At 66.2% G+C, this 22,768-nt stretch carries 18 protein-coding genes; 11 read left to right on the forward strand and 7 right to left on the reverse strand.

The annotated features are described in order from the left end of the window. Positions 1–114: 114 nt before the first annotated feature. Together J3474_RS04760 and J3474_RS04765 are read right to left on the reverse strand one after the other, a co-directional pair. Positions 115–4,761 carry a helicase-related protein gene (locus J3474_RS04760; RefSeq protein ID WP_207093262.1) on the reverse strand — a complete coding sequence of 1,549 codons (4,647 nt, stop codon included), beginning with the start codon at positions 4,759–4,761 and terminating at the stop codon, positions 115–117. Then, complete coding sequence (locus J3474_RS04765) at positions 4,761–7,535, reverse strand: hypothetical protein (protein WP_207093263.1); 2,775 nt, start codon at positions 7,533–7,535, stop codon at positions 4,761–4,763. Before J3474_RS04765 ends, J3474_RS04760 begins: the two co-directional genes overlap by 1 nt. A 437-nt stretch (positions 7,536–7,972) precedes the next feature. On the opposite strand from J3474_RS04765, the gene trbB reads away from it, so the two are divergent. Genes trbB through J3474_RS04820 form a run of 11 tightly spaced genes read left to right on the forward strand, consistent with a single transcriptional unit; the run spans position 7,973 to position 17,473 of the window. Then, positions 7,973–8,959 (forward strand): P-type conjugative transfer ATPase TrbB, encoded by a 987-nt coding sequence (trbB, locus tag J3474_RS04770; RefSeq protein ID WP_207093264.1) that lies wholly within the window; start codon positions 7,973–7,975, stop codon positions 8,957–8,959. Further along, entirely contained in the window at positions 8,956–9,291 is a 336-nt protein-coding gene (locus J3474_RS04775; protein WP_207093265.1) for a TrbC/VirB2 family protein, read from the forward strand. Before trbB ends, J3474_RS04775 begins: the two co-directional genes overlap by 4 nt. Then, positions 9,288–9,569 (forward strand): VirB3 family type IV secretion system protein, encoded by a 282-nt coding sequence (locus J3474_RS04780; RefSeq protein WP_021227817.1) that lies wholly within the window; start codon positions 9,288–9,290, stop codon positions 9,567–9,569. The genes J3474_RS04775 and J3474_RS04780 overlap by 4 nt, the downstream gene beginning before the upstream one ends. Further along, entirely contained in the window at positions 9,566–12,037 is a 2,472-nt protein-coding gene (gene trbE, locus J3474_RS04785) for a conjugal transfer protein TrbE (RefSeq protein WP_207093266.1), read from the forward strand. Before J3474_RS04780 ends, trbE begins: the two co-directional genes overlap by 4 nt. Further along, complete coding sequence (trbJ, locus tag J3474_RS04790; RefSeq protein ID WP_207093267.1) at positions 12,034–12,750, forward strand: P-type conjugative transfer protein TrbJ; 717 nt, start codon at positions 12,034–12,036, stop codon at positions 12,748–12,750. Before trbE ends, trbJ begins: the two co-directional genes overlap by 4 nt. Before the next feature lie 8 nt (positions 12,751–12,758). Beyond that, a complete protein-coding gene (gene trbK-alt, locus J3474_RS04795; RefSeq protein ID WP_207093268.1) occupies positions 12,759–13,037 on the forward strand; it encodes a putative entry exclusion protein TrbK-alt in 279 nt (92 codons plus the stop codon). Continuing rightward, on the forward strand, positions 13,034–14,353 hold the full coding sequence (gene trbL / locus J3474_RS04800) for a P-type conjugative transfer protein TrbL (RefSeq protein ID WP_207093269.1): 1,320 nt from the start codon (positions 13,034–13,036) through the stop codon (positions 14,351–14,353). The genes trbK-alt and trbL overlap by 4 nt, the downstream gene beginning before the upstream one ends. After that, positions 14,354–15,037: a conjugal transfer protein TrbF gene (gene trbF / locus J3474_RS04805; RefSeq protein WP_207093270.1), complete on the forward strand. Its 684-nt coding sequence runs from the start codon at positions 14,354–14,356 to the stop codon at positions 15,035–15,037. It abuts the gene before it with no gap. Continuing rightward, on the forward strand, positions 15,034–16,047 hold the full coding sequence (gene trbG / locus J3474_RS04810; protein ID WP_207093271.1) for a P-type conjugative transfer protein TrbG: 1,014 nt from the start codon (positions 15,034–15,036) through the stop codon (positions 16,045–16,047). Before trbF ends, trbG begins: the two co-directional genes overlap by 4 nt. Then, positions 16,044–17,255, forward strand: coding sequence for a TrbI/VirB10 family protein (locus J3474_RS04815; RefSeq protein WP_207093272.1), 1,212 nt, complete (start codon positions 16,044–16,046; stop codon positions 17,253–17,255). The genes trbG and J3474_RS04815 overlap by 4 nt, the downstream gene beginning before the upstream one ends. Then, the gene (locus J3474_RS04820) at positions 17,252–17,473 is read left to right on the forward strand and encodes a DUF2274 domain-containing protein (RefSeq protein WP_165325607.1); all 222 of its coding nucleotides are present in this window, start codon (positions 17,252–17,254) and stop codon (positions 17,471–17,473) included. The genes J3474_RS04815 and J3474_RS04820 overlap by 4 nt, the downstream gene beginning before the upstream one ends. Before the next feature lie 13 nt (positions 17,474–17,486). Here the strand turns inward: J3474_RS04820 and J3474_RS04825 are convergent, their stop codons facing one another. The 5 genes from J3474_RS04825 to J3474_RS04845 all read right to left on the reverse strand — a co-directional run bounded on the left by J3474_RS04825 (position 17,487) and on the right by J3474_RS04845 (position 22,581). Next, positions 17,487–17,783 carry a hypothetical protein gene (locus J3474_RS04825; protein ID WP_207093273.1) on the reverse strand — a complete coding sequence of 99 codons (297 nt, stop codon included), beginning with the start codon at positions 17,781–17,783 and terminating at the stop codon, positions 17,487–17,489. Further along, positions 17,780–18,727: a LysR family transcriptional regulator gene (locus tag J3474_RS04830; RefSeq protein ID WP_207093274.1), complete on the reverse strand. Its 948-nt coding sequence runs from the start codon at positions 18,725–18,727 to the stop codon at positions 17,780–17,782. Before J3474_RS04830 ends, J3474_RS04825 begins: the two co-directional genes overlap by 4 nt. Continuing rightward, positions 18,720–21,254, reverse strand: coding sequence for a heavy metal translocating P-type ATPase (locus J3474_RS04835; RefSeq protein WP_207093275.1), 2,535 nt, complete (start codon positions 21,252–21,254; stop codon positions 18,720–18,722). Before J3474_RS04835 ends, J3474_RS04830 begins: the two co-directional genes overlap by 8 nt. Further along, entirely contained in the window at positions 21,251–21,598 is a 348-nt protein-coding gene (locus J3474_RS04840) for a hypothetical protein (RefSeq protein WP_207093276.1), read from the reverse strand. Before J3474_RS04840 ends, J3474_RS04835 begins: the two co-directional genes overlap by 4 nt. 299 nt (positions 21,599–21,897) lie before the next feature. Further along, positions 21,898–22,581, reverse strand: coding sequence for a ZIP family metal transporter (locus tag J3474_RS04845; RefSeq protein WP_207093277.1), 684 nt, complete (start codon positions 22,579–22,581; stop codon positions 21,898–21,900). Positions 22,582–22,768 lie beyond the last annotated feature (187 nt).

Here is a 22,768-nt window from a genome sequence, read left to right on the forward strand (position 1 = left end):
ATGGCCCCTGGAGCATAGGCGGTCGCGAGCTGCGGCTGCGACCGGTTCATACTGGGCGGGCGAGGACGCTGGATGTTGCGGCTGCCCGCGCCCCCGGCTCGGCTGTCGCTCATCTTAGTCCTCCATGTCCACGGGCTGCGGATCGGCATCCAATTCCGAGCGCACTGCATGCCGCTGGCCGCGAATGATCCGCATGATCTGGCGCACCGTCTCGAAATTGACGCTGCGATTGCGCCATGGATCGCGCGGCGCGGCCTGAATGATGCCGCCGGAGTCGACATCGCGCAGCGAGGTCATCGGCCTGCGAACCGCCTGGGATTCACGCGACCGCCAGAAATTGGCGAGCAGCGCGGCGTCGGACCGGCTGGTGAATGCATCAAGCAGTATGCGGACCCGGTCCTGCACGAACCGGCGATAATGTTCGGCGTGCGGCGCGGCCCCGATCGCAGCGGCCGAGCGCCCCTCAAGCCCCACCGCTTCCAGCGCGAAGTCGGTAAGCGCCGCGATGGCGCCGGCACCGCCTTGGGCGTGGCTGTCCGACCAGGCCTTGACTGCGGCCGCTGTGCGGAAGGTGCGGGCGCTTCCCTTCGCGCCGTCCGGTGCGCGCGCGAAAGCTTCCTGTTCGACCACGCCGCAGAGATAGGCTTGGAGCACGCTGGGCACGATCCGGCGAATGGCCCGCTCGGCCCAGCGCTGGACCGCTGGCGGCGGGATCATGCGTTCGAGGAAACGATGGAACTGGTCGTGGGTCTCTACGACATAGCGGTCGCGGCGGCTCTGGGGCGTCGGCACCAGCATGCTGAAACCGACGTGCGTGCGGCCGACACGGCTGGACGCCTGGATATATTCTGCAATGTCGGAGGGAAGCCCGGCGAAGAACATGGCGTTGAACTTGTCGACATCGACGCCGTGACTGATGGCGGAGGTCGCGACGATGTTGCGTAGAACCTTGTCGAGCGGCTCGAAAGGCGCGCCGGGGTCCGTGGCCCCCTCCGCCTGCTGCATCACGTCCTGAATCTCCGCGATCGTGACGCCGCCCGAGATCAAAGCGGTGAGGAACGGAATATCGCCGACCGCAGCTGCACGTTGGTCGCGATCAACCTGTGCGGCCAGCGTTTCGATGATCTGGTCGCCGCCCTTCTTGTTGGTGACATAGGTAAGGGAGATGCGCTGGAGGTCGAGCAGGCTCGCCAGCAGGTCCGGCTCTTGCGCCAGAGCCTGCAGTGCGCCGGCTCGCAGCGGTGAGAGCGGATCCTCGACTGGCAGCGCGGCCGAAAGGGTGGTGATCACCTGCTCGGGGGCACCGTCTTCCAACGCCCGCCACAGGCGGGTGAAAGCGAGATGATAGGCGGATACGACAGCTGAGGTCGTCATCGTGTGCGACCGGCCATTGGTCATGATCGAAACGTAGAGACGCATGCGTGGCGCCGATAGTTCGGGACGTCGCGCCGGGGTAAGGCTCTCGGCATAGGCCCGTCGCTCCAGGCGAAGCGGTTCGCGCGGTGCCGAGTAGAAAGATTCATAGAGTGATGGCCCAGGACACGGGAAACGCAGCGGTTCGCGTTGATAGAGAACACGCAATTGCCGGTCCGGATCGGAGATCGTCGCCGTCGCGGCTATGACCTTGGCGAGTCGCGGCTGGCGTTCACCGGGCGAGGGCGCCCATTGTGCTGCGCGTTCGGCCAGCATTCCGTTGCCGAAGCGTCGCTCCAGCGTCTCGAACAGCGTCTCGAACAGGCCGGAGAACGTGCCGAGGCTCTCGTCGAGCAGGTGCCCCTCGTCCTGAATGACGAGGCTTGGGAAAGGATCATGGAAGATGTCGGCGCCGTCGGCAAACGCGGGCTGCAGCCGCTCCCAGCCCTCGTCCTCCGCGCGCGTGAGCTGTGCCGCCGTGCGCGGCATGAACAAATGGCCGTTGCCGGGATCGCGATAGCGAGCGACGCCCAGCATGCCCGCAATCGCGGCGATCGTCCGATCGTGCTGCCCGATCAGCGCCAGCTTGTCGATCGTGCCGAGCACCACCGAAGGCGCACGCTGATAGATGGTGTCGTCGGTAAGGATGAAAGGCAGCGGCACACGATGCGGCTGCGGCGGGTTGGCGGCGTTCCAGGCGCAATCGTCGTCGTTGAAACAAACGATGCCGATCCGCCCGTGCTGGGCGGGATAACGCCGCATGCCGGTGGCCGCGCCGCAGCTCGGACAGGTGCGCAGCTTGTCGTAGGCCTCGAGTGCTTCGCGATAACGGTTCGATCGTCGGCGCGCGCGCTTGGCGCTCTCGCTGTTGTCCTCAGGCGGATGGAGTAGCGCATCGTCGTCGGCATAGGCGGCCATGCCGATGGTCGGCACGCCGCCGAAGCCTTGAGCTACCCGGTTGGGCGTGTTGCCCGAACCGACCCAGAAGCCAATCTCGAAGGGCCAGCTGCCAAGACCCGCGCGCAAGCGGACAAGTTCAGCATGGACGAGGACGCGCAAAAGCCGGCGCGCCTGCTGAAGGGTAAGCAAGCGCAGCGGATAGCGCACAAGCGCCGTGACGCCGCGGTCCTTGCCGCGCAGGCGATCGAGGAACAGATTGTAGACGAGCAGTCCGAAGAAGGCTTCGGATTTGCCGCCGCCAGTGGGAAAATAGAGCAGACTCGCCGATAGTTCGTCGCGGAACGCGTCGAACCGATCAGCATAGACCGGCATGCGGCTCGCGAGCGTCGGCACGTGCGCGAGGATGAACGCTAGCTGGAACAGACGCCAATCGGTGAAGCGCGTTCCGCCATAGGCCGCGAACGCCTCGTTGGTGCGCAGCCAGGCGCGCCACGGCGCGGCGCGCTCCCGGAGGGCCGCGCGGTCAGGCCCGGGCGCACCGGCATCGAGGGTTCGCTGAGCGGCGCGGGCAGCGACCAGCAGCTCGATGCCCGCGCGGATATAGCCGGACTCGCGGCGATAGGCCTCGATGTCGACCGCGTGCGCAGCGCGTTCACGATCGGCATCGGCCGGGTCGAGTTCCTCGCCGACATCGACCGCACCCTGTTCAGCTATCCAGGCATCATACGCATCGGGGAGCGCTAGCAGGCTTTCAGGGGCGGTAGCGGGATCGCTGAGCGCCGCATAGGCGGTGGGCACGCCGGCGATGGTTCGCGGGTCGATCCGCGGCTGACAATATCGCGGTGCCCAGGTCGTTCTCAGCATGACCGTGTCGCCTTCGCCAATCTGCTCGACCCCACAGTTGAGACCCATGGCGGGATATTCGAGCCAATCCCGGAAACGGTAAGAGGGCTGCACGCGATCGAGCCGCAGCGGACGATGGATTGCCGCCGGCAGGCTTACGGTCAGTCCGACCTGAAACAGGCTGTGCTCGAATGCACCCCGATCGCGGGTTGCCGGCTGAAGCGCATCGTTCTGCAGCGCGACGCGCATATTCACCCGTGTGGGATCGACGAAGTCGGGATCGATGTCGGCGACCAATGTGACGCCCGCCAGATTCGGGCGGATATCGTCCAGCGTGGCCGGGCGCCGCTGGCGCACGGCCTGCAGGTAGGCGTCCCAACTGGCGCGGTCGGTGAACTGGCTGGGCAGGATGGTTTCGCGGGGGCGATATGCGTCCCGCTGCCCCTCCTCGGTCGCCAACCAGGCGCGAAGCACCCGGTCGATCTCGGCGAGCAGGGCCGTTGCGAAGCCGGCGCACGCGTTGTCGCGGTCGGTCTGATCGCCTCGCGCAAGCGGCAAACGCACCGGCTCGAGCGTGAGCGGCACGCGCCGCCATTTCTGCGGAATGGACTGCGGCGCTGCGTGACGATCTTCGAGCCGGCCGGCGCCCGGCCGAAGCGGACCCAAGGCGCCGGTTGCCGGAGCGGGTCCGTGCTCGGGATCGTCTTCGCCCGTTTCCTCGGTGTCGGGCGCTTCGTCGACGCGGGAGACGTCGCTGGTCTCCGGCTCGAGCAGGTCATCCGCCGTGAGAGGGCGCGCTCCCTGGCTCCCATCGGCATTGAGTGTGATGTTGAGCTCGCGGAAGGCCCGATCGAACGCTGCACGGCGAATTTCCGTTCGCTGGCGGCTGCGTTCGATCCTCGCTGCGCGTCGGCGTTCGGCCGTCGCTGCGCGCGCGGCAGCGGCCTGCTCCGCCCGATCCGCGGTAGCAACAGCTGCGCGGGCGTCCCCTTGGGCTTCAGCATCCCCGCCTTGTGCGGCCTCCTCTGCAAGGTCGGCACGCTCGCGCGCATTCTCCGCTTCGGCCACCGCGTCGCCGCCGCGCTCGTCGGGTTCTTCGTCCTCGATCGGCGGCAGCTGGGCTACCGCCTCATCGATATATTGGCGTGCCAAGGCCTCGACCTGTTGGCGCGCGGCGCGCGAGAGCTGCGGCTGCGGCATCATCTCGTGGCGCGGATCGCTGATCTCGTCCCAACTCGGGAGTTCGCGGACATAGATCGCAAGATCTGGCTGCACGATGGCCTCGCCCGATGCGTCGGCAGCGAGCTGCAGGTCGAGACCGAGCGTGGCGAGATGGATGTCGCTGGTCTCGTCACCGCCCATCTGGTCGAAGCGGGGGAGGAGGAAACCGCTCACCAGTTGCGACGATGGCTTAGCGCCGAAAAGCAGCGCGCCGCTGGCGCCGGATCCTGTGCAATGCTCGACGGTTAGTCCCAGCAGCCCATCAACGATGGCCTCCTTCGCCTCGGTCAGGTCGCCCTCGACCCGGGGCGGTAGCGCACGCAAGTCTGCCGCACGCAGTTCGCGTTGTTGCGCCGAATTCGCCTGGCCATCCTGATCGCACATCAATTCTCGTCCTCTGTTTGATGCTCGACGATGGGCGATGCCTGCACCGTATCGAGGTGGTCGAGCGCACGTTCGCGCAATTCGGCAATGCTGGCGCGCAGCGCCGGGTCGAGTCCGGCGGCCGCGCCGTGCGGGTCGACCAGCACCGAGATAAAGGCTTGCGCCATACGTGTGCCGGCACGCCGCCGGTCGATGCGAAGCGGGTCGATGCCTTCGCACCACATCTTGTCGGCGATGGGCGCTGCGACACTGATCGCCTCCATGAAGAGATCGAAATCGTCGCGGTCTTGCGGCGCGTGTGGGCGCAGCTGCTCATCGCTTTGCTGGCGGTAGGTTTCTGCGCCAAGCCATTCGGTCACTGCCGCTGCGGTGACGCTCAGGCCTTTCGGCCGGAGTTGCGCGTGGAGCGTGCGCGCCTTCGCGGCCAGTCCATTGCCCAGTAAGGCGGGAAGCCCATTGACGATCGCGTCGTGGTAGATTTTCACCCATCCCCGAGCGAGAACATGAATCGGCAAAACGCGACGGGCGTCATCGGTGAAGGCCCTGTCGGGAACCACAATCGCGTCGCCGAGCTGCAGGTCGCGCGCCGCAGTGCGATCGAACGGGTTCGTTGCGGCCTGCTGGCGATAGATAATGACCGCCGATCCCGGGCGGACGCGCAGGCTGCGGCCGCTCTCCAGGGGCACCAGCAGATTGTTCGCGCCATCGCCGCTTCCGTCCGTCATATCGACGATGGGGTCCGGCACGTCGATCGGTGGCCGCGAGGCCAGCTCGAGATCGATCGTGCCGACCGAGCGGGCTTCGGCTTCGCGCTTGCTTGCCGCCGCGACTGCGGTGAGGCGTCCTCCAATCTGGTTCTCGCCGCCGAAGGCCGGTTGGCGCGCAAGCGCAGCGTAGCCGCCGGCTGTGCGGAGCGCGAATGCGCGATCGCACAGCACAAGCATCGTCGTCGGAAGCCAAGGGCGGATCAGCAATCGGTCGAGGAAGGCCAGTCGCGGGGCCACCAGAATCAATTGCCGCCAGCTGTTCGGGCTGTCGCCGGATTCAAGAGCGGCAAGCGTCTGTTCGAGCGTTCCGGTATGTGTGATGTGGACTTGGCCGCGCTCAAGGCGTTTGCGAAGCACGCCGCCAACCTCGGTGTTGCCTCCGAAGCGCGCACGCGCGAGCCGAAGGTCGGTTTCGTCGGAAAAGCAGACGATGCTGAAACTCGACGACCGGCTCATTGACAGAGCAAGCGCAGCCATCGCCGATCCGATCGGCGTTTCCGAGGCAAGGCCCGCATAGGCCTGGCGCACGGCAGCTTCGGCGGCCTGCAGGCGTTCGCGTTGGACGCCCGTCGTGCCATCGTCAAGTGCAGCGATCACCGGTGTCAGCACGCTCGATTCAGAGCGTGTCTGCAGAAAAGTCTCCGCCGCCGCCTGACCATCGAGATCACACAGGATCGTATAGGCTTCGTCGAGACCGCACGGCAGCGCCGCGGCGCGACGTAGATTGGCGGCGGAGCGCCGGAGGGAGCCGGCGGTGATCGGATCGGCACCGCGAGCGGCGGCGGCGAGCGCGTCGAGTGCCGCAACGCTGGCGCCGGCTGCCGACTGAAACTCCGGTTGGAGCGGAGTCACGTTGCCGACGGGTGGATCGTTCGTCTCGAGATCGCTGCTTCCCCGGATAACCACCGGCAACGTCATCGCTGCCCGGTTCGCCTTGCGTGCCGGCTTGCATTGCTTGAGGAGCGCCGCAACGCGCCTTTGTACGAACGAGTCCTGCGTGATTGCGAGAATGGGCAGAGCGGGTTGCCGGGCAACGAGCGCATCGAGGAAGCGTGCGACCTCCGCTTCCCAACCGAAGCCGAGCCGCCTGAGCCCGGGATAGCAAAGGTCCAGCAGACAGATGTCCGCCGGCCGGCCACCTTTAGCGGGGTCGAGCGCTCCATGCGCCAGCGCGCCGCGCATATCCGCACGCCCGGTGATGCCGAAGAAACCGAAGGGCGCCTGGGCCGGATCGCACAGCGCCGGGCGGTGATCGGGCAGTTCGCCCATGCCTGCGCCATAACGGACCCGGCCGAACAGTTCATGCACAGCCGCGGCGAATGGCAGCGGTGCATTCTCACCCTGATCTGCCGAAAATAGAGGGTAGAGCTCGGCCAGATTGGGATGAGCGAGATGTGGAAAGCGCGCCTCCCGCCGCGACAGCTGGGAAAAGTGGCCGAGCATCTCATGGAGATCGCGTAGCACGTCCGACAATTCTGGTTTTTCCGCGGTCCGGCGCGTCAGATGCAGCGCATTGGCCCGGATGATGTTGGCACGGTCGACTAACCAGCGCCGCTGATCGGCTCCGGTCCCGCCGCCACGCCACGGGAAGTAAAGTGTGCGGAAGTCTGGAACGGCCGCACAAAACCGATGCCCTGCTTCCACTTGCGGCGGAGCGCTGCCGAGCAACGCGAGCATGGCCAAGGGATGAAGGATGGAAACGTCACGCTGACCCGCCGGCCATTGCAGAACCGACGCGGAACTGCCGCCGATCAGAGTCGCCAAGAATTGATCGAGCAGCTCCAGGGTCGGGCGATTGAGTGCCGTGGATGGCCCGAGTTCAAGATCATAGCGGCGGAACCGCAGCGCCTCTGCGAAGCGTCGCGCGGCTCCGACATCCAGCGCATCGAATCGCCCGGGCTTTTCAGCTTCGGCCTTAGCGGCTGCAGCTACGACCGCCCGTCGTTCACGCAACTCAGCCGCAAGGGCGGACCGCCGCTTCGCTTTGTCAGCCTGAGCGGCCTGCATCTTTGCGAAATTGTCGTGTCCCCAACGCAAACGGCAATGCCCCCGATTAACTGAATCTGCGGATTCGTTTCCCTGTTGCCAGAATGTTCTTCTGTGTAACGACTCCGCTGCGGGCAGGCCACAGCTATGCGGCACATCTTCCAAATTTAATCCATTTTCTTTGGCTTAACGTGATGAATGAACGGTCGATTTTGGGAATCCGATTTCCCGCCTGCTACGACCGCTTTGTTGGCGTAAGCCGCAAAGCGGCATCTGATTCGCGCCAAAAGAGCCGCCCTGCCGGTTGATTGACGCGCTGTCGCCTACGCTGCTCCCTGTATTACTTCGCCAGGCTACGATGCCCGCATTTACTTGTTGAACCGCCGCCCTTTCTGTCTCTCTTGATGTGCCCCTGACGCCGGGCGGCGGTTCGCCCGGCCCAACGCAGGGGCCATTTCTTGACCGTCCACCCGATCCGTTCCGAGGCCAGGTCACGCGGCGCGCGGATGCTGCGCACAGCGCTCGGGGCGTCGATCGCGGCCTGGCTTGAAGACCCCGCCGTCATCGAAGTGATGCTCAACCCCGATGGCCGCCTGTGGGTCGATCGGCTGGGGGAAGGCATCAGTGACACCGGCAATACGCTGACCGCCGCGGACGGCGAACGCATCGTACGTCTTGTCGCGCATCATGTCGGTGTCGAGGTTCATGCGCGCAGCCCTCGTGTCTCGGCTGAGCTGCCGGAAGGCGGCGAGCGATTCGAGGGCCTGCTGCCGCCCGTGGTGGCGAACCCGGCCTTCGCGATCCGTAAGCCCGCCGTCGCGGTCTTCACGCTCGACGACTATGTGCGCGCCGGGATCATGTCGGCGGCCGAGGCCGCAGCTCTGCGGACAGGCGTCGCCGCCCGCGCCAACATCCTGGTCGCCGGCGGCACGGGCAGCGGCAAGACCACGCTGGTCAACGCGCTCTTGGCCGAGGTCGCCAAGACCCAAGACCGCATCGTCCTGATCGAGGACACACGCGAGCTGCAATGCGCCGCGCCGAATCTGGTGGCGATGCGGACCAAGGATGGCGTCGTCTCGCTGTCCGATCTCGTCCGCTCCTCGCTGCGCCTGCGGCCTGATCGCATCCCGATCGGCGAGGTGCGCGGCGCCGAGGCGCTGGACCTTCTCAAAGCCTGGGGCACCGGCCATCCCGGCGGCGTCGGCACCATCCATGCCGGGTCCGCGCTCGGTGCGCTGCGCCGCATGGAGCAGCTCATCCAGGAGGCCGTCGTCACGGTGCCCCGTGCGCTGCTGGCCGAGACCATCAACCTCATTGCCGTGCTGGTCCGCGACGGGACCGGCCGCCGGCTCTCCGAGCTGGCCCGCGTCGAAGGGCTCGACGCCGCAACTGGCGACTACCGCCTCGCGCCGCTCTCCACCCTCCAACCAGGAGTCCTCCCATGATCCATGCCGTTCGGCATGGCGCACGCCGCGCCATGCTCGCCGCCTCCGCCAGCCTCGTCGCCCTGACCATTTCCGCGCCCGCCTACGCTTCGGGTTCGTCCATGCCGTGGGAAGCGCCTCTGCAATCCATCCTCGAAAGCATCGAGGGGCCCGTGGCGAAGATCATCGCGGTGATGATCATCATCATCACCGGCCTGACGCTCGCCTTCGGCGATACGTCGGGCGGCGCGCGCAGGCTGATCCAGATCGTGTTCGGCCTGTCGATCGCGTTCGCCGCGTCGAGCTTCTTCCTGTCGTTCTTCTCGTTCGGCGGCGGGGCGCTGGTCGCATGAGCGACGCGGCCGATCCTGGCGAGCTGATCGCGGGCTTCCATGCGCCGGTCCATCGGGCGCTGACCGAGCCGATCTTGCTCGGCGGCGCCCCGCGCGCGCTCGCCATCGTCAATGGCACGCTGGCGGGCGCAATCGGTCTTGGTCTGCGGCTCTGGATCGCGGGCCTGGTCATCTGGGCGTTCGGCCATGCGCTCTCGGTCTGGGCCGCGCGGCGCGATCCGCAATTCGTGGACGTGGCCCGCCGCCACCTCCGCTACCCGGCGTGGATGCGGCCATGATGAGCTTGCGCGAATACCGCGGGCATGCCGCGCATCTGGCTGACTTCCTGCCCTGGGCCGCTCTGGTCGCCGAAGGCATCGTGCTCAACAAGGACGGCTCGTTCCAGCGCACCGCGCGCTTCCGCGGCCCCGATCTCGACAGCGCCACGTCCGCCGAGCTGGTCGCCACCACGGCGCGGCTGAACAATGCGCTGCGCCGCCTGGGTTCGGGCTGGGCGATCTTCGTCGAGGCGCAGCGCACGCCCGCGCTCGACTATCCGGACTCCATCTTTCCCGATCCGGTTTCGGCGCTCGTGGACATGGAGCGGCGCGAACAGTTCCGCGAGGATGGCGCGCATTTCGAGAGCCGCTACTTCCTCTCCTTGCTGTGGATGCCGCCTGCCGAGGAAGCCGCGCGCGCTGAAGGCTGGCTCTATGAGGGCAAGTCCAGCACCGGCGTCAATCCGTGGGAGCTGCTGGCGAGCTTCACCGACCGCAGCGACAGGGTGCTGAACCTGATCGAGGGCTTCCTACCCGAGGTCCGCTGGCTCAATGACGCTGAGACCCTGACCTATCTGCACTCGACCGTCTCGACGCGGCGCCAGCGCGTGCGCGTGCCCGAGACGCCGATGTATCTCGATGCGCTTCTGGCCGACGAAGCGCTCACCGGCGGGCTCGAACCGCGCCTGGGCGAGCATCACCTTCGCACGCTCACCATCCTCGGCTTTCCCAGCGCCACCTTTCCAGGATTGCTCGACGAACTGAACCGGCTCGCCTTCGAGTATCGCTGGTCGACGCGCGCGATCATGCTCGACAAGACCGACGCGACCAGGCTGCTGACCAAGATCAGGCGCCAGTGGTTCGCCAAGCGCAAGTCTGTCGCCGCCATCCTCAAGGAGGTGATGACCAACGAGGCGTCGGTCCTGATGGATTCGGATGCTTCCAACAAGGCGGCCGACGCCGACATCGCCCTACAGGAACTGGGCGCCGACTATGCAGGGATGGCCTATGTCACCGCCACGGTGACGGTGTGGGACCGCGATCCGGCGGTTGCGGCCGAAAAGCTGCGGCTTGCCGAGAAGGTCATCCAGGGCCGCGACTTCACCGTGATCCCTGAAGGGATGAACGCGATCGAGGCATGGCTGGGGAGTCTTCCCGGCCATGCCTATGCCAACGTCCGCCAGCCCCCGATCTCCACACTCAATCTCGCCCACCTGATCCCCCTGTCAGCGGTATGGGCGGGGCCGGAACGGGACGAGCATGTGCAAGCGCCCCCCTTGCTGTTCGGCAAGACCGAAGGCTCGACCCCGTTCCGGTTTTCCCTCCATGTCGGCGATGTCGGTCATACGCTGATCGTCGGCCCGACCGGCGCGGGCAAATCGGTGCTGCTCGCGCTGATGGCGATGCAGTTTCGCCGTTATGAGAACGCCCAGGTCTTCGCCTTCGACTTCGGCGGCTCGATCCGCGCCGCCGCCCTCGGTATGGGCGGCGACTGGCAGGATCTCGGCGGAATGCTGGCGGACGAAGCCAGCGAAGGGGTGCAACTCCAGCCGCTCGCGCATATCGATGATCCCGCGGAGTGCGCCTGGGCGGCCGAATGGCTGGCCGCGATCTTCGCGTCCGAAGGCGTCGCGGTCGATCCCCAGGCCAAGGAGCATATCTGGTCGGCGCTTGTCTCGCTCGCCAGCGCGCCGGCGTCCGAACGCACCCTGACGGGTCTCGCCGTCCTGTTGCAGAGCCAGCCGTTCAAGCAGGCGCTTAGCGCCTACTGCGTCGGCGGGCCTTGGGGCCGGCTGCTCGACGCCGAAGCCGAGCGGATCGGCGAGGCGCGTTGCCAGGCGTTCGAGACTGAGGGCCTGGTCGGCGCTGGCGCGGCGGCGGCCGTGCTCTCCTATCTGTTCCACCGCATCGGCGATCGGCTCGACGGCTCGCCCACGCTTATCATCATCGACGAGGGCTGGCTGGTCTTGGACAGCCCCGCGTTCGCGGCGCAGCTCCGCGAGTGGCTGAAGACGCTGCGCAAGAAGAACGCCAGCGTCGTCTTCGCCACCCAGAGCCTCGCCGACATCGAAATGTCGAGCATCGCGCCAGCCATTATCGAAAGCTGCCCGACGCGCATCTTCCTGCCCAACGAGCGTGCGGCCGAACCGCAGATCGCGGCCATCTACGAACGCTTCGGCCTCAACGCGCGGCAGATCGAAATACTCAGCCGGGCGACGCCGAAGCGCGACTATTACTGCCAGTCGCGGCGCGGCAACCGCCTGTTCGAGCTGGGCCTAGGTGAGGTGGCGCTGGCTTTCGCCGCAGCCTCGTCGAAGTCCGATCAGCTCGCCATCGCCGAGATCATCGAAACCCACGGCGCCGCCGCCTTCGCCGCCGAATGGCTGCGGCATCGCGGCTGCGCCTGGGCCGCCGAGCTGCTGCCCGAACCGGCGTCCGGCCTCCAGCCCGAACTTCCCCTCACGCCGGACATGGAGATCATCCGATGAAATTGCTTCCGTTCCGCCGCGCCCTGATGACGGGCGTCCTCGCCGTCTCAGCCGTCACGCCGATGTTTGTCGCCGCGCCGGCCTACGCGCAGTTCGGCGGGATCGTCTATGATCCCAGCAACTACGCCCAGAACGTGCTGACGGCCGCCCGGTCGCTCCAGCAGATCAACAACCAGATCCAGCAAATCCAGAACCAGGCGACCTCGCTCATCAATGAGGCGCGCAATCTGGCGTCGCTGCCGTACAGCTCGCTTGCGACATTGCAGCAACAGGTGCAGCGCACCCAGCAGCTCCTCGGCCAGGCGCAGCGCATCGCCTATGATGTCCAGAACATCCAGCAGGCGTTCAACAGCCGCTACACCGGCACGGCGCTGACCGGCGATCACGCTCAGATGGTCGCCAACGCCAACTCCCGCTGGGAGGATAGCGTCGGCGCCTTCGAGGACGCGCTGAAGGTGCAGGCCGGCGCGGTCGGCAATATCGAAGGTGCCCGCACTTCGATGGATAGCCTGGTAACGGCCAGCCAGTCGGCGACCGGCGCCCTGCAAGCGGCGCAGGCCGGAAACCAGCTTCTCGCGCTACAATCGCAGCAGCTCGCGGACCTGACCGCCACGGTCGCCGCGCAGGGCCGGGCGCAGGCGCTCGAATCCGCACGCCAGGCTGCGGAAGAGGCCGAAGGACGCGAACGCTTCCGCCGCTTCATGGGCAACTGAGGCGTCCCATGCTGCACGGAACCTCGCGCACGGCAAAAATCGCAGGCGTGGCGGCGTTGGCCGGCCTGATGATGGCGGTGACGATCCTCGCCGTCAGCAGGGATCGCGCGCCCACGCCTCCGCCGATACCTGCGATCGTGCGCGATACCGAAGGGCGCAGTCGGCTCAACCGCGAACTGGAACGCTGCGCAACGCTCACCATGCCGGACAGCGGGTGCGAGGCGGCCTGGGCCGAGAACCGCCGCCGCTTCTTCCATCAGGACGATCACGAGGGCGCCGGGCGATGAACGACACCGGCGTCATCGACACCTTCCTGGGCGTTTTCGGAAGCTACATCGACAGCGGATTCGGTCTGCTGGGCGGCGAAGTCGGGTTCCTGTCCTCGACGCTGATTGCGATCGACGTGACCATCGCCGGGCTGTTCTGGGCCTGGGGCGCCGACGAGGACGTGCTCCAGCGGCTCATCAAGAAAACCCTCTATATCGGCTTCTTCGCCTTCATCATCGGCAACTTCCATACCCTCGCGACGATCGTCTTCGAGAGCTTCGCCGGCCTCGGTCTCAAGGCCAGCGGCGGCAGCCTCAGCCTGGCCGAGTTCATGAAGCCGGGCGGCATCGCGGCGACCGGGCTTCAGGCCGCAAAGCCGCTGCTCGATGCCGCAGGCCAGTTCTCCAGCCTCTGGGCGGTCTTCGCCAACCTCGCGCTGATCCTCGTGCTGCTGATCGCCTGGCTGATCGTGGTGCTGGCCTTCTTCATCATCGCCGTCCAGGTCTTCATCACCCTGATCGAGTTCAAGCTGGTGACGCTGGCCGGCTTTGTGCTGCTGCCCTTCGCCTTCTTCAACCGCACCGCCTTCATGGCCGAGCGCGTGCTGGGCCATATCGTATCGAACGGCATCAAGGTGCTGGTGCTGGCCGTCATCACCGGCATCGGCACCACGTTGTTCAGCCAGTTCACCGCTGCGGGCCTTGGCGTCGAACCCGACATCAACCAGGTCATGGCTATCGCCCTTGCGGCACTATCGCTGCTCGGCCTGGCGATCTTCGGCCCCGGTATCGCCAACGGCATCGTCTCCGGCGGTCCGCAGCTTGGTGCGGGCGCTGCAGCCGGCACCGCGCTTGCTGCGGGTGGCGCGTTGGTTGGCGGCGCGGCCGCCGCACGCCTGGGCGTCGGCGCCGCGGGTCGGATGACCGGCGCGGCCGCGCGTGGCGGGGCGCAAATGGCCGGAGGCGCCGCCAGCGCCTACAGCCTCGGCTCGCTCGGCAAGAGCGGCGCCGGCGCGGCCGCAGGCGCGGCGGTCAACACCGTCATGTCCCCCCTGCGCAAAGCGGCCGCCCGAGGCGGCGAAGCGATCAAGGCCAGCTTCCGTTCCGGCGCGCGTGCGGGCTTCACCGCATCAGGCGGCACGATCGCCGGCGGGTCCGCACCCGCCACTGCGGCCGCTGGCGCTTCCGCGTCCGGCCCCGCCGCGCCGCCCGCCTGGGCGGCCGCGATGAAGCGCCGCCAATCCATGACCCACAACGCGACCCTTGCCGCGCACACGCTCAAAGCTGGCGACAGCCACGGCGGCGGTGGTGGTCCCGACATCCGGGAGAAAGACTAGATGTTCCGACGCCCTTCGATCCGCTTTGCGCAGACTCCCGAGCCCGTCACGCCCTATCAGGCCGCCCGGCAGGAATGGGATCGCCGCATCGGCGAGCCGGTCGTGCAGGGGAAGAACTGGCGGCTCGCCTTCTTCTGCGCGACGGCCTTGAATCTCGCCTTGACCGGTGGCCTGATCTGGCAGTCGGCGCGCGGCCATATCGTCCCCTGGGTGGTTCAGGTCGACCGGCTGGGCGAAGCGCAGGCGGTCGCGCCGGCCGAGGCCGGCTACCGGCCCACCGATCCGCAGATCGCGTTCCATCTCGCGCGCTTCATCGAGAATGTCCGCTCGATCCCGGCCGATCCCGTCATCGTCCGCCAGAACTGGCTCAGGGCCTACGACTTCACCACCGACAAGGGCGCGCTCGCGCTCAACGACTACGCGCGCGCCAACGACCCCTTCACGCAGGTCGGCAAGGTGCAGGTCGCCGTGGAGGTCTCCAGCGTCATCCGCGCTTCACCCGACAGCTTCCGGGTCGCCTGGATCGAACGCCGCTATCAGGGCGGCAGTCTCGCCGCCTCCGAGCACTGGTCGGCCATTCTCACCATCGTCGTGCAACCGCCGCGCACCCCCGAGGGCCTGCGCAAGAACCCGCTCGGCATTTTCGTCAACGCCTTCAACTGGTCAAAGGAGCTGTCGCAATGACGCGATTTCGTCGTTCCGCCCCGGCGGTCCTGCTCGTATCCACTGCGGCCCTTGCCGGCTGCGCCACCTCATCGGTCAAGCCGCCGGCCATCGCCTATGACAACCCGCCGGCCGAGATCGCGGCAACGCTTACGCCCGAGACGCCCAAGCCCGTCGCGGTCGTCACCATCCCCGAGCCCTTGCCTCTCCCCGGCCAGTTGAAGCCAGCACCCGCTGAACAGGCGTCGCCGCGCGAGCCCGCCGATCCGCGCCAGCGGGTCGGTGCGGCCAATGCCGCCGCCCGGATGCAGCCCGTGCGCGACGGCTTTCTCAATGCCATCCAAGAATATCCCTGGGTCGAAGGCGCGCTTTATCAGGTCTATGCCGCGCCCGGCCAGGTGACGGACATCGCCCTTCAGCCGGGCGAGCAGCTCGTGGGCGCTGGCCCGGTTGCGGCGGGTGACACCGTGCGCTGGATCATTGGCGACACGACCAGCGGCAGCGGGCCGTCGGCGCGCGTGCATATCCTCGTGAAGCCCACGCGGTCGGACCTTTCCACGAATCTCGTCATCAACACCGACCGGCGCACCTATCACATGGAACTGCGCGCAACGGCGGCGACCTACATGGCGTCGGTCTCCTGGACCTATCCGCACGATGCGCTGATCGCGCTCCAGGCGCGCAGCGCGGCGGCGGCCGCCGCCGCGCCGGTTGCGACCGGCGTGGATGTCGCCGCGCTCAATTTCCGCTACCGCATCGACGGCGACAATGCCCCGTGGAGGCCGTTGCGCGCCTTCGACGATGGGCGTCAGGTCTATATCGAGTTTCCGGCCGGGATCTCGCAGGGCGAGATGCCACCGCTATTCGTGATCGGCGCGGTCGGCGGCGCCGAACTCGTCAACTACCGCGTCCAGGGCCGCTACATGGTGGTGGACCGGCTGTTCGCCGCCGCTGAGCTGCGTCTGGGCGACAAGCACAGCGAACAGCGTGTTCGCATCGAACGCGCCGACGGACGGAAGGGCCGGCCGTGACCGATCCCGTCGAACCGCCCGCCGCTGAGCCGGCGTCGCCGCATCCCGATCCTGGCGCCTTCCAACTCCGGGGCGATCCGCCGCGCGTCATGCGCCTCTCGCGCAAGGCCCTGGCCGTTATCGGCATCGCCGCCGGTCTCGGTATCGGCGGCTCGCTCATCTACGCTCTGCGGCCGCCCGCCGAGAAGCAGGCGAAGGAGCTTTACAGTACCGAGACCCGCAACACGGCGGAGACTATCACCTCCGGGCCCAAGGACTATACGCAGGCGCCGCGGCTCGGCCCGCCGCTTCCCGGCGATCTCGGCGGCCCGATCGTCTCGGCCCAGCAACGCGGAACGGACGTGCCCGTGCCGGCGGTTGGAGCGAACGGACAGCGCGATCCGCAGGCGCAGGCCGCCGAGGCGGCGCGCCAGCGCGCCCGGCAGGAACGCGAAGCCGCGCGCACCAGCTCGGTGTTCCTCGGTCACGGCGCAGCAGGGGCCGGCGCGACTACGCCGCAGATCGCCGCCGCGCCGGGCCCGGCGGCGGCGCCGTCGCAGACCAGCCCGGCCGCCCAAGGCGACCAGGCCGCCAAGCGCGCCTTCATGGCGCAGGCGTCCAGCCAGCACACCGTCAGCGTCGAGCGGCTGACTGCGCCGGCCTCGCCCAACATCGTGCAGGCCGGCAGCATCATCCCCGCCGCGCTCATCACCGGCATCCGTTCCGACCTTCCCGGGCAGATCACCGCTCAGGTGACGCAGAACGTCTATGACAGCCCCACTGGCCGCATCCTGCTCATCCCGCAGGGCGCGCGGCTGATCGGCGAATACGATAGCCAGATCACCGCCGGCCAGACCCGCGTGCTGCTCGCCTGGGATCGTCTGATCCTGCCGGACGGCCGCTCGATCGTGCTCGAGCGCCAGCCCAGCGCCGACGCGGCCGGCTATGCCGGCTTGCAGGATCGCGTGGACGAGCATTGGGGCAATATGCTGAAGGCCGCGGCGATCTCGACGCTGCTCGGCGTCGGCGCAGAGATGGCGACCGACAACAACAGCTCGCTGGTCCAGGCGCTCCGCTACGGCACGCAGGACACCATCAATCAGACCGGCCAGCAGATCGTGCGCCGCCAGCTCGACGTAGCGCCGACGCTCACCATCCGCGCGGGCTTTCCGCTCCGCGTGATCGTGACGCGCGATCTGGTGCTCGAACCCATAGGAGCGACACGATGACGAAATTGAAGCTGGGACCGTTGGCGGACGACCGTCCGGTCAAACTGACCGTGGAACTGCCCGCCGCCGTCCATCGCGATCTTCTAGCCTATGCCGCGGCGCTCGCCGCCGAAACCGGCGGCCCGCCCGCCGCGCCCGAGAAGCTCGTTTCGCCGATGCTCGCCCGCTTCATGGAGACCGATCGGGCCTTTCGCCGGCATCGCGCCCAGGCGACTTGAGGGAGCGTCGGCCCTACTTGCCCATGAAACGGCGGAAGCGGTCCTTGCCTTCCGCTTCCGTCACGGCCTGCTCTGCATTGGCGCACTCGTCGCCGCGAACCGAGCCCGTCTGGCATCCGGCCACGATCTGCCGCGCCTCGTCGAGATGCGCCGCGAAATACGCCAAAGCGCGCGGTTCGGCCGGAAGCGGGACCGGGGCGATGGCGACGGTCTGGCCGGTCGGCAGGATCACCGGGCGCAGCACGAAGCCCGCGCCGAAGCCGACGATCAATGCGACCACCACGATGACGAGAATCTTGCCTTGAATCATGACGTCTCCTTTTCGGTTTGCTCGTGGGACGGCCGCGCCGGGATCGGCGGCAGCGAGTAGCGGGCGACCACGAAATCGAGGAACCGGCGCAGCACGGGATTGTCATTGTCGGCGCGCCAATATCCGGAAAATCCGGTCCGCATATGGCCGTTGCTTTCGTGGACCTCCCGGAACACGACGCCCGGTATCTGAATCCCTAGCGACGATTCTGCGACGATTGAGAGGTGTTCCCCGAGCGCAACGATGCTCAGTGCCGTCTCGCGTCCGACATCCTCAATCTCGATCTTTGGCGTGTAGCCGGGACGCGCGAGCCTGCCCAACAGCGTATTGCGTGTTTCGGGGCCGGGATCGCGTTCGGTCAGCAGAAAGCGTTCGCCGACCAGATCCGTCCAGTGAAGGCGCCCGCGTGCTGCCGCCAATGGATGGCTCTCTGGCATTGCGACCAGAATGCGCTCGCTCCAGAACGGGCGCGTCATCAACTCCCAGTGAGGCACTTCGCCGATCATGATGGCGATATCGAGCAGACCGTTCTCTATCCCCGCCAGCAACATGGCGCGTTCGCGCTCGCAACGGCAAACCTTGACCTCGGGAAACTTGTCTTGGAACTCGCTGAGGGTGGCGCGCAGGTTGCCGGCCGAGAAGGAGGTATAGAAGCCAACGCCCAGCCGGCCGGCATGGCCGTTTTTGGTTGCCGTGACCCAGGCATTGATTTCGGCGAACTCTTTAACAACGTGCTGGACCGTGCGCAGATAAGTGTCGCCGTTTGGCGTGAGCGTCGCGCCCCGCGTCCTGCGGTCGAACAGAACTATGCCCAGCCGCTTCTCGACCAAAGCGATGTGCCGGCTGAGCGTTGCCTGTTTGATGTTGAGAATGCGCGCGGCGCGGCTGAAACTGCCCGCCTCAGCTGCAGCAATTAGATACCTCAGCTGCCGTAGCTCAATCATGGACAGATATAGGTGTATTTTTATTGCGAGAATGGTTTGGTTCCCGATAGGCGAGCAGTCGAAGTGCATTGAAGACGACGATCAAGGTCGATCCTTCGTGCATCGCGACGGCGGGACCGATGCCCAGGCCGAGAATTGTGGCCGGCACCAAGACCGCCACGACGCCCAAGCTCACGAACACATTCTGACGGATCACAATGCGCGTTCGGCGGCTCAGCCCGACCGCAAAGGGGAGATGCGAGAGATCGTCAGCCATCAACGCGACATCTGCCGTCTCTAACGCCACGTCGGAGCCTGCGGCGCCCATCGCAACCCCCACCGTCGCGCTGGCCATAGCAGGAGCGTCATTTACGCCGTCACCCACCATCGCAACCTTAGTTGCGGCGCGAAGCTTTTTGATCGCCTCCACTTTGTCCTCGGGCAATAGATCGCCCCAGGCTTCGTCAATCCCCACCTGCTTCGCCACAGCCTCGGCGACACGTTGGTGATCGCCCGAGATCATGATCATTCGCGCGATCCCGATGCGACGGAGACGATCGAGCGCGTCTCTTGCGGCCGGGCGCGGCGTGTCCATAAGCCCGATGGCCCCTAAATCTTGCTGATCCCGCCGGACCACCATGCTCGTCTGTCCGGCAGTCCTCAGCCTCTCGATTGCCTCCTTCATTTCCTGCGACAACGGGGCGATGCCGTCAGTGCCGAACATTTCCGCCTTGCCGATGAGGACCTCGTCCTCACCAACAAGGGCTGAGACGCCGCGCCCCGTCAGGCTCTTCAGACTTTTAGCTCGCGGGATAGGGTTTTGTCCGACGTGATCGCGTCCATCGCGCGCGATCGCCTGCGCAAGTGGATGGTCGCTCAGACTTTCGACCGCGACGGCGATCGCCATGAGGTCTTCCTTCAGCACGCCATCGGCCGGGATAACTTGTTGGATTCTTGGCTCGCCTAAAGTGAGCGTTCCAGTTTTGTCGAAGGCTACGGCGTCGAGCGATCCAAGCAGTTCGAGTGGAGCGCCGCCTTTGACGAGCACGCCGCCCCGTGCCGCGCGCGCGACACCGGAGAGCACCGCGCTCGGGGTGGCGATCGCCAGTGCACATGGGCTTGCCGCCACAAGGACTGCCATCGCGCGATAGAAGCTGTCCCGGAATGGTTCGTCGACAACAACCCAGGCAAACAGCAGCATGAATGCCACCGCGAGCACCGCAGGCACGAAGAAGCGCTCAAACCTGTCAGTAAATCGCTGGGTCGGCGATTTCTGGGTTTCGGCCTCACTGACGAGCTGAATAACTTTCGCCAGTGTACTTTCGCTCGATGAGCGCGTTACCTCAATTTCGATAAGCCCGCTGCCGTTGATCGTGCCTGCGAAAGCTCGATTTGCAGCATCTATGCGATCGGGATTTGCCCTCGCCGCCGCATCGTCCATCACTGGCCTCTTATCGACCGGCATGCTCTCGCCTGTCACGGGGGCTTGATTGATGCTCGTGGTACCTTTGACAAGAAAGCCGTCTGCGGGAATTCGCGTGTCAGGCTTCACCACGATGAGATCGCGAGGGACCAACTCTTCAACAGCGACCTCTTCCGTGCTGCCGTCTTCGAGCCGAAGGAGCGCCGTTCGAGGCGCCAGTTCAGCCAATGCCTCAATTGCGCGTTTGGCGCGGCCCATCGCATAGTGCTCAAGGGCGTGGCCGAGGCTGAATAGAAAGAGCAGGAGCGCGCCTTCGGCGAAAGCGCCTAGCGCTGCGGCGCCGGCCGCCGCCACCAGCATGAGAGTGTCGATCTCGAATTTCCGCAGTCGGAGATTGTCGATCGCCTCGCGCACGGTGAAGAAGCCGCCGGATACGTAAGCTCCGATGTAGAAGGCAATCGGTAGCCACGCGGGTACGCCAGCGTCGAGCTTGTCGATTGCAAAGCCAATCCCCAGCAACGCCCCACAAGTCACCGCAAAGATTAATTCCGTATTGGAACCGAGAACTCCGCCGTGATCATGATCATGACCGTGGCCATCGCCGTGTGCATGGTCGGCTCTCACATCCTCCCGACCACCGCCATGACTGTTACCCGCTTGGGCTCCGCCTGGAGCGGCGGCAGACCGCCGGACGCCCAATCGCGACAGCGCATCCAAAATCTGCTTTTCGGACACCTGCTCGCGGTCGAACTCCACGCGCACTAGGCCCGAAGCATTGGCATCTGCTTCAAGTACGCCCGGCATGGCGTGCAGTTGCTCGCTGACCGTACGCGCTTTTCTTTGGTGGCCGATCCCGCTCACCGGCCACAGCGCATGACCGTAGCGCTCGGCAATCGCAGCTCCCGCCGAGCGGGCGATGTCGCGGATGCGCGAAAGCGACAGCGTGTCAGATTCATAATGGATGCAGAGCAGTGCGGGCTTGTCTCCTTTGGCCGGAACGACATGCGCCTTTTCGATGCCGGCGCGCGCTGAGAGATCGGCTGTCAGCCGAACTACACAAGCATCATCGGCATCGGGGATGTCGGGTAGGATTAGCGGAATTTCGAGTTGAATCTGGTCCGTCATGAAACCTCCTCAATGTTTGCTCGGGCCTGGTTCCGTGCCGATGTGGAAGTGCAAGGGCGCGGCCCGGCCAGGGGAGTCGGGCGCCCGTCCCGTGGCTGATTGGAAGCGGCGCGCTGGCAGATTTGCGTTTTCGCGTCGGGGCGGATGACAACCACCCAATCGTTGGAGATCGAGAGGTTCATAGTGTCGCCGAAATAGGTGACGCCGGCCGCGGGCGAGGTCAGGCGTTCGGTTTCACCATCAGGCAAAATCGCGGCCTCGACCGTCAGACCGTCATCGCCGAGAAATTCGACGCGCACCTTCGTCCCATTCGCGCAGACAAAGCTATGCGTTCCGGCGAGCATGGCACTGCCAGCGTCGGAGCTATCGGGCGAACAGCCTGCGTTGGCCGCCAGCAGCAAAAGGGGGGGCAACCGGAGGCACGCCCGCCTCCGTTTCGACGCCCCGCCGTGACACTGGCGGCTACAAACTTTCGCCGTGAACGAGGGGGCAGAACGTCCACGGCGCGGGCCCATCTCGCACAAACACGCATGAGGGCGTTGCGCTTGTGGGGGACCATTTCCGATGCCGTCGAGAAGGCTATGCCGGCGCTGCCGGGCTCGGCAGGCGTTGCTCTCGATGGCGCGATCTGTCGGTGCTGGACTCACATAAGCTCCTCAAAAATGAGCAGCCCCAGGAAGCCCGCGAAGAACATTCCGGTGACCAGCGGACTGTCCGGACATTGGTGCGCATCGACGAGCAATTCCTCGGTTACGAGATAAAGGAGCGCCATGAGCCCAAAGCTCAGGAAGGCGGCAATGATCGGCTGCGACAGGGTCGCTACCGGCGTCGCCAGAACCGCGCCGAGAGGCAGCAGCAAACCGATCGCGGCAACGACGGCCACTACCTTCCAAGCTGCACGGATGGACTTACGAAGGTCGCTCGTAAGGGTCAGCCCAAGGAACAGGACCTCCAGCGTCAGCGCGATCGTCAGCAGAATCCCTGCCTTCTCGCCTGCGAGAAAGGCTAGGCCCAGCACCAGCCCATCGACGAGGATGTCAATGGCGACAGCGCCAATCATCGCTAGAGATCCAGTGGCTCTCTCTTCGAGAGCCTTCAGCAGCAGCATGGCGCCGACGCCGACCGCCCCTCCGACCAGGGTCGCGACCGGGGCCGCATCGTGCTTGATCTGCGGCAGGATTTCGGTCGCTGCCGCCGCGAACACCACGCCGGCCGCCAAATGCTGCATAGCGCTGACAAGTCGTGCGCCAGGCATTCGCAGCAGCGAAAGGATAGCGCCCGCAATGACGGCCGAGACAGGAATGATCGTGTAGGCGAGCGCCGACATCAAACCTGCTTCCGCAGGCATGTCGCCGCTGCACGTCCGACGGCTCTTTCAGCTTTCCCTGGGAATACCGGGCAATGGTGGAACCTCGCTTGGCATGCGCGGCCAGGGACTTGTCCGTCGCGACCAGCATTCTTTGCAGCCCGCCCCGAAAAACTGATACAGTTGAGCGCGATGGGCTGGATCGCCC

The sequence above is a fragment of the Novosphingobium sp. PY1 genome, from assembly GCF_017312445.1.
In the GTDB taxonomy this organism is placed as follows: domain Bacteria; phylum Pseudomonadota; class Alphaproteobacteria; order Sphingomonadales; family Sphingomonadaceae; genus Novosphingobium.

Bases quoted from the DNA above. Each gene is read 5' to 3' on its own strand.
- J3474_RS04820 (WP_165325607.1), top strand. From the start codon at position 17,252: ATGACGAAATTGAAGCTGGGACCGTTGGCGGACGACCGTCCGGTCAAA.
- J3474_RS04775 (WP_207093265.1), top strand. From the start codon at position 8,956: ATGATCCATGCCGTTCGGCATGGCGCACGCCGCGCCATGCTCGCCGCC.
- J3474_RS04780 (WP_021227817.1), top strand. From the start codon at position 9,288: ATGAGCGACGCGGCCGATCCTGGCGAGCTGATCGCGGGCTTCCATGCG.
- J3474_RS04765 (WP_207093263.1), bottom strand. From the start codon at position 7,535: ATGCAGGCCGCTCAGGCTGACAAAGCGAAGCGGCGGTCCGCCCTTGCG.
- J3474_RS04830 (WP_207093274.1), bottom strand. From the start codon at position 18,727: ATGATTGAGCTACGGCAGCTGAGGTATCTAATTGCTGCAGCTGAGGCG.
- trbL (WP_207093269.1), top strand. From the start codon at position 13,034: ATGAACGACACCGGCGTCATCGACACCTTCCTGGGCGTTTTCGGAAGC.
- trbE (WP_207093266.1), top strand. From the start codon at position 9,566: ATGATGAGCTTGCGCGAATACCGCGGGCATGCCGCGCATCTGGCTGAC.
- trbK-alt (WP_207093268.1), top strand. From the start codon at position 12,759: ATGCTGCACGGAACCTCGCGCACGGCAAAAATCGCAGGCGTGGCGGCG.
- J3474_RS04825 (WP_207093273.1), bottom strand. From the start codon at position 17,783: ATGATTCAAGGCAAGATTCTCGTCATCGTGGTGGTCGCATTGATCGTC.
- J3474_RS04760 (WP_207093262.1), bottom strand. From the start codon at position 4,761: ATGTGCGATCAGGATGGCCAGGCGAATTCGGCGCAACAACGCGAACTG.
- J3474_RS04835 (WP_207093275.1), bottom strand. From the start codon at position 21,254: ATGACGGACCAGATTCAACTCGAAATTCCGCTAATCCTACCCGACATC.
- J3474_RS04845 (WP_207093277.1), bottom strand. From the start codon at position 22,581: ATGTCGGCGCTCGCCTACACGATCATTCCTGTCTCGGCCGTCATTGCG.
- trbG (WP_207093271.1), top strand. From the start codon at position 15,034: ATGACGCGATTTCGTCGTTCCGCCCCGGCGGTCCTGCTCGTATCCACT.
- trbJ (WP_207093267.1), top strand. From the start codon at position 12,034: ATGAAATTGCTTCCGTTCCGCCGCGCCCTGATGACGGGCGTCCTCGCC.
- J3474_RS04840 (WP_207093276.1), bottom strand. From the start codon at position 21,598: ATGCTCGCCGGAACGCATAGCTTTGTCTGCGCGAATGGGACGAAGGTG.
- trbF (WP_207093270.1), top strand. From the start codon at position 14,354: ATGTTCCGACGCCCTTCGATCCGCTTTGCGCAGACTCCCGAGCCCGTC.